General features: G+C 64.7%; 18 protein-coding genes. 4 read left to right on the top strand and 14 right to left on the bottom strand.

Annotated elements, in window-relative coordinates:
* Positions 1-294 precede the first annotated feature (294 nt).
* Positions 295-891, bottom strand: a complete 597-nt coding sequence (locus LKE06_RS04945) for a TetR/AcrR family transcriptional regulator (protein ID WP_227997424.1) — start codon at positions 889-891, stop codon at positions 295-297.
* A gap of 74 nt (positions 892-965) precedes the next feature.
* Here LKE06_RS04945 and LKE06_RS04940 point away from each other — a divergent pair, with 74 nt between their 5' ends.
* Positions 966-1,193: a hypothetical protein gene (locus LKE06_RS04940; protein WP_227997423.1), complete on the top strand. Its 228-nt coding sequence runs from the start codon at positions 966-968 to the stop codon at positions 1,191-1,193.
* A gap of 177 nt (positions 1,194-1,370) precedes the next feature.
* Here LKE06_RS04940 and LKE06_RS32465 read toward each other — a convergent pair whose 3' ends face one another.
* Positions 1,371-1,502, bottom strand: coding sequence for a hypothetical protein (locus tag LKE06_RS32465; protein ID WP_255648427.1), 132 nt, complete (start codon positions 1,500-1,502; stop codon positions 1,371-1,373).
* Between the two features lie 119 nt (positions 1,503-1,621).
* Between LKE06_RS32465 and LKE06_RS04935 the strand changes: the two genes are divergently transcribed.
* Complete coding sequence (locus LKE06_RS04935; protein WP_227997422.1) at positions 1,622-1,942, top strand: hypothetical protein; 321 nt, start codon at positions 1,622-1,624, stop codon at positions 1,940-1,942.
* A gap of 33 nt (positions 1,943-1,975) precedes the next feature.
* Here LKE06_RS04935 and LKE06_RS04930 read toward each other — a convergent pair whose 3' ends face one another.
* The 4 genes from LKE06_RS04930 to rsgA form a co-directional block, all read right to left on the bottom strand.
* Positions 1,976-2,554: a recombinase family protein gene (locus tag LKE06_RS04930; RefSeq protein ID WP_227997421.1), complete on the bottom strand. Its 579-nt coding sequence runs from the start codon at positions 2,552-2,554 to the stop codon at positions 1,976-1,978.
* A gap of 212 nt (positions 2,555-2,766) precedes the next feature.
* Positions 2,767-3,546: a class I SAM-dependent methyltransferase gene (locus LKE06_RS04925; protein WP_227997420.1), complete on the bottom strand. Its 780-nt coding sequence runs from the start codon at positions 3,544-3,546 to the stop codon at positions 2,767-2,769.
* Positions 3,547-3,655: 109 nt separating this feature from the next.
* Positions 3,656-4,183 (bottom strand): GNAT family N-acetyltransferase, encoded by a 528-nt coding sequence (locus LKE06_RS04920; protein WP_227997419.1) that lies wholly within the window; start codon positions 4,181-4,183, stop codon positions 3,656-3,658.
* Between the two features lie 114 nt (positions 4,184-4,297).
* On the bottom strand, positions 4,298-5,374 hold the full coding sequence (rsgA, locus tag LKE06_RS04915; RefSeq protein ID WP_227997418.1) for a ribosome small subunit-dependent GTPase A: 1,077 nt from the start codon (positions 5,372-5,374) through the stop codon (positions 4,298-4,300).
* 423 nt (positions 5,375-5,797) lie between these two features.
* Here rsgA and LKE06_RS04910 point away from each other — a divergent pair, with 423 nt between their 5' ends.
* The gene (locus LKE06_RS04910) at positions 5,798-6,535 is read left to right on the top strand and encodes a hypothetical protein (RefSeq protein ID WP_227997417.1); all 738 of its coding nucleotides are present in this window, start codon (positions 5,798-5,800) and stop codon (positions 6,533-6,535) included.
* A gap of 41 nt (positions 6,536-6,576) precedes the next feature.
* Here LKE06_RS04910 and LKE06_RS04905 read toward each other — a convergent pair whose 3' ends face one another.
* From LKE06_RS04905 to LKE06_RS04885, 5 genes are all read right to left on the bottom strand, one after another.
* Positions 6,577-7,134, bottom strand: a complete 558-nt coding sequence (locus LKE06_RS04905) for a hypothetical protein (protein WP_227997416.1) — start codon at positions 7,132-7,134, stop codon at positions 6,577-6,579.
* A gap of 380 nt (positions 7,135-7,514) precedes the next feature.
* Complete coding sequence (locus tag LKE06_RS04900) at positions 7,515-8,363, bottom strand: ABC transporter permease (protein WP_227997415.1); 849 nt, start codon at positions 8,361-8,363, stop codon at positions 7,515-7,517.
* Positions 8,360-9,283 (bottom strand): ABC transporter ATP-binding protein, encoded by a 924-nt coding sequence (locus tag LKE06_RS04895; protein ID WP_227997414.1) that lies wholly within the window; start codon positions 9,281-9,283, stop codon positions 8,360-8,362. The genes LKE06_RS04900 and LKE06_RS04895 overlap by 4 nt, the downstream gene beginning before the upstream one ends.
* Before the next feature lie 43 nt (positions 9,284-9,326).
* Positions 9,327-9,809, bottom strand: coding sequence for a Clp protease N-terminal domain-containing protein (locus LKE06_RS04890; RefSeq protein ID WP_227997413.1), 483 nt, complete (start codon positions 9,807-9,809; stop codon positions 9,327-9,329).
* Between the two features lie 2 nt (positions 9,810-9,811).
* Positions 9,812-10,045, bottom strand: coding sequence for a hypothetical protein (locus tag LKE06_RS04885; protein ID WP_227997412.1), 234 nt, complete (start codon positions 10,043-10,045; stop codon positions 9,812-9,814).
* 532 nt (positions 10,046-10,577) lie between these two features.
* Here LKE06_RS04885 and LKE06_RS04880 point away from each other — a divergent pair.
* The gene (locus LKE06_RS04880) at positions 10,578-12,038 is read left to right on the top strand and encodes a wax ester/triacylglycerol synthase family O-acyltransferase (RefSeq protein WP_227997411.1); all 1,461 of its coding nucleotides are present in this window, start codon (positions 10,578-10,580) and stop codon (positions 12,036-12,038) included.
* A gap of 13 nt (positions 12,039-12,051) precedes the next feature.
* Here the strand turns inward: LKE06_RS04880 and LKE06_RS04875 are convergent, their stop codons facing one another.
* The 3 genes from LKE06_RS04875 to LKE06_RS04865 all read right to left on the bottom strand — a co-directional run bounded on the left by LKE06_RS04875 (position 12,052) and on the right by LKE06_RS04865 (position 16,104).
* Positions 12,052-13,041 carry an alpha/beta hydrolase gene (locus LKE06_RS04875; protein ID WP_227997410.1) on the bottom strand — a complete coding sequence of 330 codons (990 nt, stop codon included), beginning with the start codon at positions 13,039-13,041 and terminating at the stop codon, positions 12,052-12,054.
* A 707-nt stretch (positions 13,042-13,748) separates the two neighbouring features.
* The gene (locus tag LKE06_RS04870) at positions 13,749-14,621 is read right to left on the bottom strand and encodes an amidohydrolase family protein (protein WP_227997409.1); all 873 of its coding nucleotides are present in this window, start codon (positions 14,619-14,621) and stop codon (positions 13,749-13,751) included.
* 67 nt (positions 14,622-14,688) lie between these two features.
* Positions 14,689-16,104: an FAD-dependent oxidoreductase gene (locus LKE06_RS04865; RefSeq protein ID WP_227997408.1), complete on the bottom strand. Its 1,416-nt coding sequence runs from the start codon at positions 16,102-16,104 to the stop codon at positions 14,689-14,691.
* Positions 16,105-16,147 lie beyond the last annotated feature (43 nt).

Genomic DNA, 16,147 nt, shown 5'->3' with positions numbered 1-16,147 from the left:
CCTATTCAGCTGAAACGACGGTACCGGCGGGTCAACCCGGCGGCAAGCGCACGCATGACTGTGCGCCCGCTCGCGGTGGGCCGCTCCACACACGCCACGGCACGCAACCCCGGTTCCAGCCCGAATCCGAGGAGCAACCCTCCCCGGTTTTGCGAGGGACCCGGATTTACGTGGGAATGCGGCGCCCACCTCAACTGACGATCCGCCGCCAGTCACCTCATCGAAGCGACCAGCGACAAGGGGTTGGGGACCAACTGAACGGAATCCGGCGAGACAGTCTCGATCATCAAACGGCTATGCGGCCGGGGCGACGCGGTTAACGCAGTGAGTGAGGGTTTGGCGGGCTTTGTCGATCGGGGTGCCGTAGAGGGCGACGTCGTTGCCCAGGCCGCGGGCCAGGGTCCAGAGGGCGTAGCCGTCCCGGTCGGGATCGACATCGGGGGCCACGCGGCCTGCGGCTTTGGCCTGAGCGACTACCCGGATGGCGAGGGCGAGGATTTCGTCGTCGCCATCGGTCAGCACAGCCGCCATGCGTTCGCTGTCCGCCGCCCTGGCGGCGAAGAAGGCGTGCACGCGAATCGCGTCTCTGGCCTCGGGGTGTTCGCCGAGTAGCTCATCGAGGACAGTGACGAGCACCTCGCGCTCGTCGCCCCCGGCTTCGGCCAGCCGAGCGGAGATGCGGGCCTCCATCTGGCGGTGTGCGTACTCGAGGCTGTGTAGGAGCAGTTCGTCCTTGGTGGCGAAGTAGTACTGCACGCGCCCCATTGACACCCCGGCTTCGGCCGCGACCGAGCGCAGCGACACGGCTTCGAGGCCATTGCGCGCGACCAGTGTCCAGACAGCATGCGCCAGCGCCGACTTGCGCTCGTGGTGGTCTACCAGACGGGGCATGGCGTCAGTTTAGCAATGCGATCGCACTGCTACACTTTTGGCAAGTCGATCGCATTGAAATCGGGAGGTTCACCGTGGCAACCAAAACCATCGACACCTGGCAGTCCGTCATCGGATTCGTGGGCATCACACTCGGAGCCATCCCCCTCGTCGCCACAATCTTCGGATGGGGCCGTGGGATGTGGGGGTTGGTTCTCGATGACTCCGCCGGGATGCTGCTGTGGCTCTGCCCGCTGGTGGTCACCGTCGTCGGCGTGGGGGCGATCGGCGAGTTGGAGCGGCGGAAGCGGCGCGCGAGGTAGCGGATGACGTTGTCGGAGTACGGGGTTCGGTGCGCCGGGGACTGACGGGCTAGCCCCTGGCGGTCACAGCTGATCGGTTGCCCGACAGTGCGTCCGGCACTGCGGCGAATGCCGATGTGCGTGTGTGCCACCGTAATTGGCTACGGTGGCACCACGCACGGGCCACGCAACGATGGGTCAGATAGGCAGTGGGTCGGCTCCGAGTGTCCGTGTCCCATTCGCCGCCGATAGCCGCACCATGCGGAAGCCCTCATCGGTCATTGCTTGCTCGTATTCGTGTATCGCGTCCAGCAGCGTGAGAGACGACATGAGAATGTCAGTGTCCTGACCTGCGGATACGACAGTTGTGTCAGTAGCGGGCGACACGGGGTGTCAGTAGCAGGTTCGATGTCGTTACGTGCTGCGACCTCGGCTGCGAGACTCTGGGAATGAACAGTCCTGAGCTTCCCGCGGATATCGCGAAGATCGCCGAGTTCCTGGCTCGCAACGCCAAGCTGTCCGGCGGGGCGATGAAGTGGAACGAGGAGGCCAAGATCAAGGCCAGCATGATGAACGAGCCGGCGCGGTGGGCTTCCGGTCGGGTCACGCCGCAGGCGTTCGAGACCGCATGTTGTGAGGCCGGGCTCCCGGCGGACGACGCTGCAACGGTCGGAGAGTTTCTGCGGAAGGTTCACGGGGGTAAGCGACTCGTCCCGAACAGCCAGTACCGGGACTTCGAGTTCGCGATCCCTTTCGATCTGGTGAGCTGACGGGCCGGCGTAGCTCGCGTAGGGGGCGCTCGGCTATGAGGCTTCCGCCGAGCCCTGTTGGACGGCCTTTACTTCGCCGTGCACGACGGCGAGGCTGACGCCGACACCGCGGGAGATCTCACGCAGGGACTGGCCTTCGGCATGCCGGGCGAGGATGGCGCGGCGTTTGTCGTCGTCGACTACTCGCGGTCGGCCGCCTTTGCGTCCGCGGCGGCCGGCGGCCTCCAGGCCGTCGCGGGTTTTGCAGACGATGTCGCGGCGGCGGTCTTCGGCCAGTGCGAGGGCGAGGTCCAGGATCAGGCTGCGCTCGGTGTGCTCGCCGGCGGCGATGCCGTGCAGGATCTTGACCGCGACGCCTTGCTGGAACAGGTCGTTGAGCACGATCAGGCCTTCGAGGAGGTTGCGGCCGAGGCGGTCGGCTTCCTGGACGGTGAGCATGTCGCCGGGGCGCATGTAGTCCAGGGCGGCTTGGAGGCCCGGCCGGTCGGCGACCTTGAGTGTGCCGCTGATCTTCTCATCGAACACCCGTACGCAGATCAGGTCGAGGTCGTCGTGCTGTCGCTGGGTCTCCTGTTTACTCGTGCTGACCCGCACGAGTCCGACGAGCGCCATCTCAGGACCTCCGAGTGTTCTGTAAACGTGTTCGACAACCGGGTTGGAGGGTACCGAAAAACGAACGGGTTTCCGAACGTTGGGTCCTGAGGAAACGCATTCGGCGTAGGGGGCGGGATCGGCGTTCGGAAGACGGTCGATTTCCGAACACAGTTCGTGGGTCGAAACATGAAGAGGGTCCCGGAAAAACTCCGGGACCCTGGCGGTTTCCCTCAGTAGGTTCGGGTGGCGTTGGCGGGATGGGCCGGGTGCAGGACGTAGCCGGCGTATCGGTAGTCACCTCCGTGTTCGCGGCGCAACGTGATCTCTTCCCGCTGAGCGGAGATGGCCTCGGCCATGCCCGGTCGGGTCGGGTCGGCGGCATCGAGACGTTCGCTCAGCGGTGTGTAGTACTCGTCCCACCAGTCGCTTTCGGGCAACGAATAATGGGCGCTCACCCGATACCCGGCGGACCGTGCTGCGGCCGTGTTCTCCTCGGTGGTTCGCAGCGGGTAGGAGTTGGCCCAGAAGGCTCGTGTAGGTGGTGCTGGAGTGCCGGTGGACCACTCGATCTCGGTGACGACCAGAACACCGTCAGGGGTCAGCAGTCGACGCCATGCCTGCAGGGCGGTGTCGAAACCGATGTTGTAGACCGAGCCCTCGGCCCAGATCATCTCGAAACTGTGGTCGGGGAACGGGAGCTGATCCATCGAGCAGTTGACCGTCGAGATTCGTTCGCTCAGGTCCTGCTGTGCTGCGGTGTCTGCGAGCTCGTCGAGGAACGGTTGATGCAGGTCCACGGCAACGACGTGCGCATCGGCTTCGGCGGCGAGTAGCAGCGCGGCCCGCCCTGGCCCGCAACCCACGTCGAGCACCCCCGGGCGGGACCGGCCGCGCCCGGCCAGACGGAGCAGGTGGCGGGTGGTCTCGTCGGATCCGGGACCTTGCCGGGGCAGGTTGTGGTGCAGGGCGAAGAAGGCGTCGGTGACGGGGTTGGAGAGGGGTTGTGTCATGCGGGATCCTTCGGCGGCAGGGATATCGGCGCGTCCTGGGCTGGCTGCCCGTATGCATGCAGCCAGCCCAGGACGACGAGATAAGGCGGAGCGGAGTGTTTCGGCTCGGTTAGATGCCGAAGGGCGCTGCGTAGCGGACGGTGCCGCTGGGCAGCTGTTCGGAATCGAGGCTCAGTGCCATCAATGCCTCATCGGGGACATCGATACTGATCCGGATGCCGTACTCCGACGCGCGGGTGAACCCGAACCTCGGGTAGTAGGTCGGATGTCCGAGAACGATCACGAAGTGCTCGCCCGCCTGTTCAGCGGCTTCGAGAGCGGCTCGGATGGCAGCGGAGCCGGCCCCGGTCCTCTGGTATTCGGGCAGCACCGCGCACGGCCCCAGGCATAGCGCCGGGGTGTCGTCGACGTGACAGCGAGTCAGCAATGCGTATCCGACGGGCTTGCCGTTGGGTTCTGCGCTGAGGATGGACAAGCTGTCTATCCACGCCGGATCGGCGCGCAGAGCGTCGACGAGGTCGGCCTCCTCGGCCGTGTCGAACGCGCCGAGGTTGATCTTGCGGATCGCGGGGATGTCGCCGGCGGTCTCGGCGCAGGTGATCCAGTTGGTGTGAGTGCTCAAAACAGTTTTCTCCATTTGTGATGGTGAGTTGAACGGGGAGGACGTCCGCGGGTCTGCGGGCTGGAGTGCCTGCCGCAGGCAGATGGGCGCAGCAGGGAGGCCCCCGGATGCGTGGTGCCACGATCGGCGCTAGTGCTGGCGATCTCGGAATCGGTAGGTCGCGCGCAGATCCCGCGTGATCGCCTTCTTGGTTTTGCTGCGTTTGGCCGAATCCCGGGCGTTTCCCCGGGCCGCTGCCCGCTCGCTTTCGCGCAACAGCTTGCGGTACCGGTCGAGCCTGCTCATATCCAACATGCCGGCGACCACGGCTTCCTGTACCGCGCAGCCTGGTTCACTGCGATGTTCACAATCACCGAAGGCGCAGTCGCGGGCGTAGGCCTCGATCTCGGCGAAGACCCGCTCGACCCCGTCCGCGGCATCGTGCAAGCCGATACCTCGCAAGCCCGGAGTGTCGATGAGTACCCCGCCGCCGGGTAGCGGCAGCAACTCGCGGTGCACGGTGGTGTGCCGGCCCTTGCCGTCACCGGCCCGAACTTCGTTGGTATCCATATGCTCTCGACCGAGCAGGGCGTTGGCAAGGGTGGACTTTCCCGCACCCGACGGGCCGAGCAGGACCGTGGTCCCGGTCACCACCTCCGACAGAAGGTCTAGACCCGTACCTGTCATGGCGCTGGTGGTGACGATGTCCACGCCGGGTGCCAGCGAGGTGAGAGCGGCCGAGGCTGCATCGAGATCTGCGGTGACGTCGGCTTTGGTGAGTACGACGACCGGCCTCGCACCGCTGTCCCAGGCCAGCGCCAGTAGCCGCTCTACCCGGCCCGCGTTCAGCGGTGCTGTGAGCGAGACAGCGATGGCGACGGTGTCGACGTTCGCCGCCAAGACCTGCTGGTGGGAGGTTCGATCCGAGGAGGCCCTGGTGATCGCGCTGCGTCGTGGCAGCAGCGCCACCAGTTCCGGCTCCGGTTGTCGGCGCAGCGCTGCCCAGTCGCCTGTGCACACAGTATGGGCGGGGTCGAGGGAGGCCACGGCCGCGCTGGCCGCGCGGACGGGACCTGACGCGGTCAACGTGTCACAGCGGCCGCGGTCGACCCGCACGACGCGTGCCGGGACCAGACCGTCGGCCGCATGCGCTACGAACATCGCTGCGAACGAGTCGTCCCAACCGAGCGCGGACAAATCGAATGAGGACGGAGAAGATGAATACATAGTGAGACCCTTGGAAAAGGGGCCCCGGCTCGAACACCGAATCCACCGCGGCTACGAGCCGACACGGCTCGCGCCGCTATCGGCGATAGGAATCAGTCAGACCGGAGCCCGGGACGTGAGGATGGTCCGGGCGCTGCCCAGGGCAGCGGTCTTCACCGCGATCATCAACTCACCTCCCAATCTCTCGCACCACGTCGAACTCAGACGCACGACCCTAACACCAGACGACAGTACCCGCTATTGATATTTGATCGCTCTCCTCCACGCAGTCCACGCGAGCGGCCGGAGTTGCAGCGGAGATCGCTCGAGCGCTTCGCGGTGCGTTGCATGACCGCAGCGGCGCTGTGGTGAAGTAGGGGCATGGTGGAGGGGAACGCTGAACGGCCTGTCTATGGTTCGGATCGGTCCAGGATGGATCCGGCGGTGAAGGGGTCAGCGGATTGCGGCGACGTGTTCGACCTGCTCGATCACAATGCTCGGCTGCGGCCGGGGATGTGGATGCGTGGCGGGTCGCTGCAGCCGATTGTCGATTCGTCCGAGCGGCTCACGCGCCGGGCCGAGTGGTTCATTTCGACCCAATGTATTCGCGTCGAATGCCCTCAGTTGCAGGAGCATATCGGCCCTTGGCTCGAAATCGGCATTCCGGCAACGCAAGTCGACCGTGTCGTCGAGTTTCAGCGGCGATGGGGTGGCTTGATTCTGCCGCCGTCTCCGGAGTACGAGGGCGGGCCCAAGATGCTGCGTGCCGAGTTGTCGACCGGGGAGCCCGAGCGGATTGGGTGGTTCGAGGCAGGGGCGCAGCGAGTGTCGATGGCTTATGCGTTCATGATCGGTCCCGCAGGAGAGTTCGGCATCGATGGCGATCGGTGGGTGCCCCTGCACGCGAGCATCGAAGGATGGATCGAATCGGTTGCGTTGGCTCACCATGCGTCCCGCTGGGCTACGCAGATCAGCACGATTCGCGGTGATGCGATCGACGAGCTGCCGTTGAGCACCTTCGAACCTGTGACCGAGATTCGCAGCCTGGCCGATACCTGGTGGCGAGGCCCGGATTCGCTGATCGCGATCCATACCGGAGAGGCCGAATGCTTCGACGCATCAGGGCTCCGAGTTGCCCGCGTCTACACCGGCCTCGATGAATGGGGACTGAGCGGAGGCTGACAGTGAATGCGGCGCGCTGTGCCGAAATGCGGCAGTGGTCGTTATCGGCCCGACGAACCCGTCCCCACTCCGGCGAATCCGAAATCTGAGTACAGCAGCGCGCGCTGGGACGGGTGCTCGCTGTTCACGCACTCCTGGTAGGTCTCGGAGTGGTCGAACTGCTGCCTGCAATCCCAGCTCGCCCCGGCCGCCGAGACGGTGATCACGACGCCGGAGCCCCAGCGCGGGTATTCGCCGCCGTAGGCGTCGGTCACCTGGCGGGCCGTATCGCACGGGATGAAGTCCGCGTGCACCTCGTATCCGCGAAATCCGTTGCCGCAGTAGAAGCCGACGCGTGGCGGTGGGGGCGGCGTGGTGGTCGTCGTGGTCGGGAACGGTGAGGTGGTGGTCGGAGGCTCGATGGTCGTCATGGGTGGCGTGCTGGTCGTGGTCGGCGGCGCCACCGTGGTGGTCGGCGGCGCGTCGGTGGTGGTGGGCGGTGCGACGGTGACGGTCGGCGCCGGTGCGGCGGTGGTGGTATCCGGTCCGGCGGCGTTGGCGTACGCGACGGCGGTGAGTGTCACGGCGGCGGCGAGGGCGAGTGGGCCCACTAGTCGCATGGGGGTACTCCGATCTGACGAAAATGACTGGGCACCGCAGAGTTTGACGGCAGACCCCCGATGCCGGGCTCCGTCGGTGACGTCCAGGGTACCCACGGGTGATATGTCCACCTCGCCCCGAATTCCTGGGGCTGCCGCCCGGCGCGCCCATCCTGTACCGGCTGTGCGGTATTTCTCGTGGGTAGATATTCATCGAGGTCAGGGAGGTTCGTTGTACACCAGATCGGTCGGCGCGATGCTGTCGGCGCTCGGACTCGTCTTCGTGCTCACGGGATGTGGATCACATCCGGCTGTCTCCTGCTGATCAGCTATCTGAGAGTGCATCCGGCTCAGTCCCTCGAACGCACTATATTGCCGCGATGCGCGCGTTACAACGACCACTATCGGACCCGTTGCAAGGCTTTCTCGCGACGCTGGGCCACGCTCGACCCCGCCTCCCGGCGGGCCATCCGCTGTAGCACGACCGGGGTGAGGAGCAAGCCGGCGATGGCCCAAACACCCAGCACCCCGACGGTTTCCAGGTGCCGCCATGAGTCACCGATCTCGATGCTCACTGCGCTGTGCGGCAGCAGTGCCGACCGTGTGCCGAGGCCGAGCCAGTAGATCGGGAACACCTGGGCGATCCATTGCACCCAGTGCGGCATCGCCGTGATCGGGTAGAAGACCCCGGAGATTGCGATGACGCCCAGTATCGGCAAGGTGAGCAATCCCTGGCTGCGAGCGCTGGTGAACAGCGATCCGAGCACCGCGCCGATCGGCAGGGTCGCCGCCAAACCCAGTGCCAGCACCCAGATCAGGGTCAGCCATGACCCGAGGCCGCCGACCGAAAGGCCGGAAATGATGAACATGCCGGGAATCAGGAAGATGGCGAGGTCGGCGATCAAGCCACCGGACACGGAGATGATCTTGCCGACTAGGTAGCTGCGCATGCCGTTCGGTGTCGCCTTCGCCCGCAACAGAGCGCCGTCTTCACGGTCGGCGGTGAGCAATTGGCTCATGGTGACCATCGCCATCGAGGCGTTCATGCCCAGGATGCTCGGCAGCACGAGGGTGCCGAGGGAAAATCCGGTCTGCCTGAAGGACACGTCGCGCAGGAAAAACGTGGTGATCAACATCAACACGGGCCAGAAGCAGTGGTTGAACAGATCTCCGGCGTTGGTGAACGATTGCCGCAGCTCGATCAGACCGCGGGACCAGCCTGCCTGCCACGCCGTCGTGGTCGGATTCATCGAGCCACCTCGTCCCATTCTTTCGTTGTCGAATGCCGATCGGATTCCGCCTGCCCCACCAGGGACAGGTAGGTGTCCTCCAACGAGGCCCGGCTGACATCGAGATCGGCGATCGATTCGCCGTGCTGTGTGAACAATTCGAAGACGAACTTGGTGGATTCGGTAGTCGACTGCGTGAACCGCTGTCCGTCGCGAGTCCAGCTCACCTGGTCCTGGCCGACTATCCGCTGCGCGAGTTCGGCTGCGGTGCCGTCCGCGACGATCCGCCCACCGTGCAGGATCATGATGCGGTCGGCGAGTTTTTCGGCCTCGTCCAGATTATGGGTGGTGAGCAGGATCGTGGTTCGGCCCTCCACCGTGAGGCCGTGCAGGAGTTCATGAAACTCACGCCGTGCCACCGGATCCAAACCTGCTGTCGGCTCATCCATGAACACCAGTTCCGGCCGACCCACGATTCCGACGGCAACATCCAATCTGCGCCGCTGCCCACCCGACAGCATCCTGATCTTCTTGTCCGCCTGCTCGGTCAGACCGACCGCCGCGATGAGTTCGTCCGCGTCCCAGGGCCGTTCGATCAGCGCCGTGGAGTAACTGCGGTAGTGGGAACCCAGATGCGCGAGTAGTTCACGCACCCGCCACTTGCCGTGGTCTCGCCAGGACTGCAGAACCACCCCGACCCGCGCCCGCCATCGCTCGTCGCCGTGCGCGGGATCGGTGCCGAGCACATCGACCCGCCCGCCCGACCGCAACCGGAAACCTTCCAGAATTTCGATCGTGGTGGTTTTGCCTGCCCCGTTCGGTCCGAGCAGGGCTAGCACCTCGCCATGGCCCACCTGAAATGTCACATCATGCAGGACGTCGGTCGTGCCGTAACGCATGCGCAACCCGTCGACATCGAGCACCACTTGCCCGCTCGTCATCATCGCTCCTTGATCGGAAAACGGCCGCAGCCGCGGAAGTTCGTTACTCGGCCTGGTCGGCGAGGGCCTGCTGTAGGCGCGCCTTCAGGTCGGCCTGATCGATACCGGCCTGGGTGAGCGCGCGCGAGACGGTGCCGACCTGTGCCTGCAACACCCCGAGCAGCAGATGCGCCGGCCGCAAATCTCTTTTGCGTGCAACGGATCCGACGCTTCGCTCGATCCCGAGCTTGGCCGATGCCCCCAGTTGCGTCGGACGTTTGTGGGCACTGCTCGGCCGCGGCAGGTCGAAGGCGGCAAGGGACACTCCGACCGCGCTCAGGCTGTGCTCGAACTCCCGGTCCAGCGCGTTGCGGATCGCCCGATGATCGAGCCCGACCGACGACAGCGCCTCAAAGGTGACACCTTCGCGCCCAGCCGCGATCGCCAGCAGCAAATGGTGTGCCTCGATCGTCGCCGATCCATCCGATTGGGCTTCGGTTGCGCCCGAGTCGATGATCGTTTCCAAGTACTTGTCGAATGTGGTCATCATCAACGCCTTCTCAGCTCGACACCGGCGGCGATGAGCCGCCTGACATGTTTCTTGTGGACCGCTTGGCGCGTCACTCCGAGCGCCTCGGCGACTTGCGGCCAGCCCCAGTCGGCCCGCATCGCCCGCTCGACTGCCGCGTCCTCTACCTGATCGGCCAGGCGCCGCAACGCCGCCACGGCCGCCAGCTCATCAGCGATCTCCCCTTGGGAAACGGAATTCTCAACACCGGACATGCAAGCAACCTTAGTTGACTAAATCTGGATTAGTCAACATCAGTTGCTTAGCTTGGCCTGGCGGGCCCGATCATCTCCTGATGACATAGCTCACCGTCGTTGGTGTGGGCTGTGGGTCAGTGAGCCGGGTGGCGCAGTGTCGCGATGGTCAGGCGGTGTGGCCGTGCTCGATCAGTGCGTTCTGCCGCCCGGACGCGGATTCACCATCGGGGCTCAGCAAACAAAGTTTGCTGATTTCGGGCGTGAATAACAGAAGCATCTCGACGTGAACCCGAGAATGATAGGCAATCAGTATTACTACTGTGACATCAATTGGGTGCGGAGGAGTCTGATTCGTAGATGCCCGTCTTCCGGCGACCGCCGAAAAGTGCCGTCCGAATAGCGGAGGGGTGAGTTCAAAAGTGCCTGCCCGCGAGATATCCGCAGCCGTCCTTATGGCCGACAACCGGCCTGTAGACTCCGGGCCGAGGACGAATTGCCGGTCTCGAATCTCGCGCGGCCACGGTCTCGGCCCGATCAGGAGTTCACGAGTATGAGTCAAAAGGTGGTCCCTGCCGCCGAGGCGGCCGGACTTCGGGTCACCGCCGAACAATTGACGCCCCGCGACGCCGTTTTCGTCTACGACGAGTTCGAGCGGCATCCGTCGAATATTGTCGCCGCCTACGTTTTCGACGCGGCCGCCGCCGAAGCGACGCCGACGAGTTCGGAGCAAGCGTACGCGTGGGTGCGGGACCGTCTCGGATACTCGAAGCTTTTTCATCGACGGCTCGAGCGGGTCCCGGGCGATATCGACCTTCCGTACTGGGTTCCCGACCGCGAGTTCGATATCCGCGATCACGTGACGGTCGGCGGGCCGCAACTGCGCGAGTGGTCCGAAGTCCGACGACGGATCGCCGAGATCGCCGCCACCCGCATGGATCTCTCGCGACCGCCGTGGGGGATACACATCTTCGACCAGGTCGCCGGCTATCCGGGCAAGTCCGCCGTGACGGTCGTCGTGCTCGGGTTCCACCACAGCGTCGGCGATGGCGTGGCCACCCGTGAACTCGAGTTGAAGCTATTCGGCGGCAACGATTTTCCATTGCCCGAACCGGTGATCGACGACCGTGAATGGTCGGCCCCGGCCGCCGTGCTGCGCGCCGTCGGCGTCCTGCCCTACCGGTGCGTGCGCTTCGGTGCCGGGTTGGTTCGCACCCGCTCGGCCGCGAAAACAGTGGCCGCGCGTGTCGCGGCGGACGAGATTCGCGAACCGATCGCGCACCGGCCGGCCACCCGTTTCAATCGCCGCATCGGATCCGGCCTCGCCTTCGATCTGGTGACCATTCCAATGCGGTCGGTCCTCGACGCGAAAACCGGGTCAGCCGAACGCATTACCGTCAACGACCTCATGTTGACCGTGGTATCCGGCGCGCTCGCCACCTACCTCGCCGAGAAGGGGGAGACACCGTCCGCGTCGCTGGCCGCCATGGTCCCCATCTCGATGCGCGGTATCGCGCAATGGAATTCGGTGAATCAGCTCTGCCAGATGTCGGTGGATCTGCATACCGACCGCACCGATCCGCTCGAGCGCCTGCACGAGATCCGATTGTCGGCGCAGCGGGAAAAGCGGCGTTATGCCGATAGCGCGGTCATCCGCCGCGAATCCCGGATGCAGACCTCGCCCGCGTGGCTATTGCGGCTGGCGGGCTGGGCCAGGGCGCAGCGGGTTTTCGATGATGCCGACACCGTGCCGCTGTCCAACACCACGATCAGCAACGTGCCGCCGACCGGTGACCGGCTCGAATTCCGGGGGGCGCCGGTGGTCAACGCCATCGGGGTGCTGCCGATCATGGACGGCGACGGACTGCGCCACCTGATCACCTCGCAGGGTGACGAACTGGTGATCTCCTTCAGCGCCGACGCCGAAATGCTGCCGGACCCTGAGCATTACGGTGAGCTGCTGGTGCGGTCATTTCAGGAATTGGCGGCGGCGCTGCGCGCGCGTCGCGACTGAGGCGCGACGCGGTTCAGGAGCCGATCGCCGCGGCGAGCATCGGCCACGAACGGTGCAGGTCGTCCTGCCAGTAGCCCCACGAATGGGTGCCCTCGGCGTGGAAGTTGTAGGTGATATCGGTGCGGCCGAGTTCGCGGGTCCGCTCGGCGAGTTTGGTGGTGCAGTAGTTCGTCGCGGATTCGATGCCACCGCCGAGAAGTACCTGGTTCGCGAGCATTCGGCCGTCAGCACCCACGGTGGGATCGGCCAGCGTGTCGTGCCTGCCGGGCAGGCCGCTGCCGCTGGATATGTACATAGGAATGTTCGGCAGGCGGTCGGCGTTCAGGTACGGGTCGTGCGCACGCCATCCGTCGCCGCCGGTCGGGCCCCACATATTCTTCGCGTTTCCCTTGCCGAGGCTGATGACGAGAGTGATGAACGCTTGCCCGATGGGATCACTCGTCATCGCGCAGCCGCTGTAGGCGGCGACGCCGCGATACAGCTCGGGCGATTCGATCGCGAGATCGAGTACGGAGGTACCCGCCATCGATATGCCCGCCAGCGCGTTGACGCCGGTCGTCGCGAACGCTGAATCAATCACCGGCGGAAGCTCTTTGGTGAGGAAGGTCGACCACATGTACTTGCCGTTGTTGCCCAGCTTCGCGGCCAGGCCCTCGTCGACCTGCTGCCAATCGGTGTAGTAGCTGAACGCGCCTTCCATCGGGATGACGATATTGACCTGTTTGTCCGCGAAGAACTCGGCCGCGTCGGTGCGAGCCAACCAGGTCGCCGCGTCCTCGCCACCGCCGGCGCCATTCAGTAGATACAACGTCGGAGCGGGTACCTGGGTGTTCTTGGGGCGCAGCACCTGTAGCCGGATATCGCGTTCCATGGCGGGGGAATACACGCTGATCTCGACCAGTTGGCCGGGCCCCGGGGTTTCGCTCACCAGTCGCGCCTCGGACGCGGCCGCGGTCGGCGCGGCGATAGCCAAGAGCATGGCCGATGCCGATACGACTGCCATCAGGTATGCAATGCCGCGCAATAGATCAGTCCCCTGAAATCGCTCGAGTGGTCAAGACATCAATGTGGGGGGCACATCCGCAGACCCGGATGACCCCCAACAATGATGATTGGACTATTTGCCGGGTGCGGGCGTGCCGCCGCTGAGGGTGATCAGCGAATTGATGATGGTGGTACCGATCGAACCGGCGCTCGCGGTTCCCAGGCCCAGAATGTCGATGAGCGATCCCATGTGTTTCTCCTATTTCTTGATGTATCGAACTACCGTTTGGTCAATACTTACTTGACAATGTTTCCGAGTGAGCCGAGGAAGACATCCCACAAGCCATCGCCCGCGACGGCGGAGCCGAGGGCCGGAATCAACGCACCGATCAGGTCGCTCAACGAACCCATTGTGAATCTCCTTTAGTGAGCATGTTCAACACCCCTCGGCCGCCGAAATACGCAGGCGCGAGGAAGGTTACGGTCGTGTATAGATAGTGACGCAGGCAACATATCAAGCGTCCACTTTTCTAGCAAGAGATTCCTATGAATGTTCCCCACCACTTTTTAGCAAATATTTGGCAACCATTGTTGCCGCTTCGCCGCGTGGCTCGAATCGGGCATACATATCCCCGAACTCGGTATGGGCATGACCAAATAGCCGCTGCTCGAAAGTGATTCATGGCAGCGGCGGATACGGCTGACGCCGTGGTCGATTAGCGCGGACTACTCGATGATCGGAAACGGAATCGTATCTGTCGCTTCGGGTTTCGGGATCGCGTCGTGACTCGGTGGCGCCGTGGGATATTCGGTGCGCGCGAGCGGCATGGTCGGATTCGGGTCGGCGGGGACTTCGCGGATCCGGGCGGGCAGGCGGTAGAAGGCGCGCGCGTTGTCTTCGAGGACCTTGAAGATGTCGGTGCCCACCACATCGCCGATGAGCTCGACATCGGAGTCTTTGAACATCCGCCCGGCCCGGGTGCCGGGCAGATCAGTGCCGAACATGAGGGCTTCGGGGTTGACCGCGTGGATGCGGCGCAACGTGGTCGCGACATTCATCGAGACGCGGCCGAAACCCGTCGCCTTGACCCGGGCGCCGCGGTCGACGAGGTCGAGGAGGTAGGGCAGGCCCTCATCGGACATGCCGAGATGATCGATGGACAGGGCCGGGAGCTTGGAGATGACCGGCTGGAGCGAAGCGAGCATCTGGCCGTCGATGTAGACCTCGACATGCCAGCCGACCAATTCGTAGGCGCGCAACGCTTGCAGGGTCATATCGGTGATGTCGGCGGCGGCGCGCTTGAGGTTGAAGCGAAGCGCCCGCACGCCGATACGGTCCAGTTCGATGATCTCGTCGTCGGACGCGTCGAGATCGAGACGGGTCACCCCCACCCAGCCCTCGCCCAGTTCGGCGAGCGCGGCCGCCAGGTAGCTCTGATCGGTGCCCTGGAAAGAACCGCTGACCACGGCACCGCCGCCGACCTCGAAGCGCGACATGCGCTTTCGATAGTCGGCGATGGTGAACACGTCGGGCAGGTGGCCCTCGTTCTCGGCCAGCGGGAACCGCGGGTCGAAGATATGGAGATGGGCATCGAACACTTGTACAGAATGCCTCAGTGTTGGATTTCCCGCTGTCGCAGACCCGGCGCGGGCATAGCTTGCGCGGTCAGACCTTGTGTGGCTCGCTGGCCCGCAGCATGTCTTCGCGCTCGACGACCTTGACGCGCTCGCGGCCTTCTGGCTCGCCGAGTGCGCGCTCATGCGCATCGAGGCGGTACCAGCCCTGCCAGGTGGTGAATGGGATGCCCTTGCCCTCGAGGAACTCGGTCACCGCGTCCAGTTCCGGCTTCTCGGCCGGGGTGAAGTTCACGCTGTCGTCGAGCAGGCAGGCGACGGTCTCGTTGGCGTCGCCCTTGGTGTGGCCGATCAGGCCGACGGGGCCGCGTTTGATCCAACCGGTGACGTAGGTGGCGGGCAGGTAGCGCGCCGCGCCATCGGCGTTGTCGTCGCCGATCACCCTGCCGGCCTCGTTGGGCACGGTGCCGGCCTGGTCGTCGAAGGGCAGGCTGGTCAGGTTCTGTGACAGGTAGCCAACCGCGCGGTAGACGGCCTGGATGTCCCACTGCTTGAACACACCGGTGCCCTTGACGTTCCCGGTGCCGTCGAGCTGGGTGCGCTCGGTGCGCAGGCCGATGACCTTGCCGTCTTCGCCGAGGATTTCGGCCGGGGACTCGAAGAAGTGCAGGAACAGTTTGTGGGGGCGCTCGCCCGCGTCGCGGATCGCCCATTGTTCGAGAGTGTTGGCGACCATGTCGACCTGCTTGGAATGCCTGCGCGCGGCTTCGGAGCCTTCGTCGTAATCGATGTCCTCGGGGTTGACGATGACTTCGATATTGGGGGAGTGGTCGAGTTCGCGCAGTTCCAGGGGCGTGAACTTCGCCTGAGCGGGGCCACGGCGTCCGAACACGTGCACCTCGATCGCCTTGTTGGCCTTGAGGCCGTTGTAGACGTTCGGCGGGATTTCGGTGGGGAGGAGTTCGTCACCGGTTTTCGCGAGGACCCGGGCGACGTCGAGGGCGACGTTGCCGACACCGAGCACGGCGACCTTCTCGGCTTCCAGCGGCCAGGTGCGGGGGACGTCGGGGTGTCCGTCGTACCAGGAGACGAAGTCGGCGGCGCCGTAGCTGCGGTCGAGGCCGATACCGGGGATATCCAGCGCGCGGTCGGCGTTGGCGCCGGTGGAGAAGATGATGGCGTCGTAGAAGGTGCGCAGGTCATCGAGGGTGATATCGGTGCCGTAGTCGATATTGCCGAGGAGACGGACCTGTGGCTTGTCGAGGACCTTGTGCAGGGCGGTGATGATGCCCTTGATGCGGGGGTGGTCGGGTGCGACGCCGTAGCGGATGAGCCCGAAGGGGGCGGGCATGCGCTCGAACAGGTCGATCGACACCTCCACATCGGACTTCATCAACGCGTCGGCCGCGTAGATACCGGCCGGTCCGGCGCCCACGATCGCGATGCGGAGCGGGCGGACGGAGGGCTCGCGAACACCGCTAGTTGATGCTGCACTCTGTTCGGTCATCTCTTACGCGCACCCTTATGGTCGAGAACAATTAATGGCGTCA

It is taken from the genome of Nocardia australiensis (assembly GCF_020733705.1).
Classification (GTDB): domain Bacteria; phylum Actinomycetota; class Actinomycetes; order Mycobacteriales; family Mycobacteriaceae; genus Nocardia; species Nocardia australiensis.
Note: the sequence above shows the minus strand (reverse complement) of the source record. Positions and strands in the feature narration are given on the sequence as shown.

Bases quoted from the DNA above. Each gene is read 5' to 3' on its own strand.
- LKE06_RS04930 (WP_227997421.1), bottom strand. From the start codon at position 2,554: ATGGCGCTCGTCGGACTCGTGCGGGTCAGCACGAGTAAACAGGAGACC.
- LKE06_RS04880 (WP_227997411.1), top strand. From the start codon at position 10,578: ATGAGTCAAAAGGTGGTCCCTGCCGCCGAGGCGGCCGGACTTCGGGTC.
- LKE06_RS04890 (WP_227997413.1), bottom strand. From the start codon at position 9,809: ATGACCACATTCGACAAGTACTTGGAAACGATCATCGACTCGGGCGCA.
- LKE06_RS04905 (WP_227997416.1), bottom strand. From the start codon at position 7,134: ATGCGACTAGTGGGCCCACTCGCCCTCGCCGCCGCCGTGACACTCACC.
- LKE06_RS04935 (WP_227997422.1), top strand. From the start codon at position 1,622: ATGAACAGTCCTGAGCTTCCCGCGGATATCGCGAAGATCGCCGAGTTC.
- LKE06_RS04865 (WP_227997408.1), bottom strand. From the start codon at position 16,104: ATGACCGAACAGAGTGCAGCATCAACTAGCGGTGTTCGCGAGCCCTCC.
- LKE06_RS04895 (WP_227997414.1), bottom strand. From the start codon at position 9,283: ATGACGAGCGGGCAAGTGGTGCTCGATGTCGACGGGTTGCGCATGCGT.
- LKE06_RS04945 (WP_227997424.1), bottom strand. From the start codon at position 891: ATGCCCCGTCTGGTAGACCACCACGAGCGCAAGTCGGCGCTGGCGCAT.
- LKE06_RS04925 (WP_227997420.1), bottom strand. From the start codon at position 3,546: ATGACACAACCCCTCTCCAACCCCGTCACCGACGCCTTCTTCGCCCTG.
- LKE06_RS04920 (WP_227997419.1), bottom strand. From the start codon at position 4,183: ATGGAGAAAACTGTTTTGAGCACTCACACCAACTGGATCACCTGCGCC.
- rsgA (WP_227997418.1), bottom strand. From the start codon at position 5,374: ATGTATTCATCTTCTCCGTCCTCATTCGATTTGTCCGCGCTCGGTTGG.
- LKE06_RS32465 (WP_255648427.1), bottom strand. From the start codon at position 1,502: ATGTCGTCTCTCACGCTGCTGGACGCGATACACGAATACGAGCAAGCA.
- LKE06_RS04875 (WP_227997410.1), bottom strand. From the start codon at position 13,041: ATGGCAGTCGTATCGGCATCGGCCATGCTCTTGGCTATCGCCGCGCCG.
- LKE06_RS04900 (WP_227997415.1), bottom strand. From the start codon at position 8,363: ATGAATCCGACCACGACGGCGTGGCAGGCAGGCTGGTCCCGCGGTCTG.
- LKE06_RS04885 (WP_227997412.1), bottom strand. From the start codon at position 10,045: ATGTCCGGTGTTGAGAATTCCGTTTCCCAAGGGGAGATCGCTGATGAG.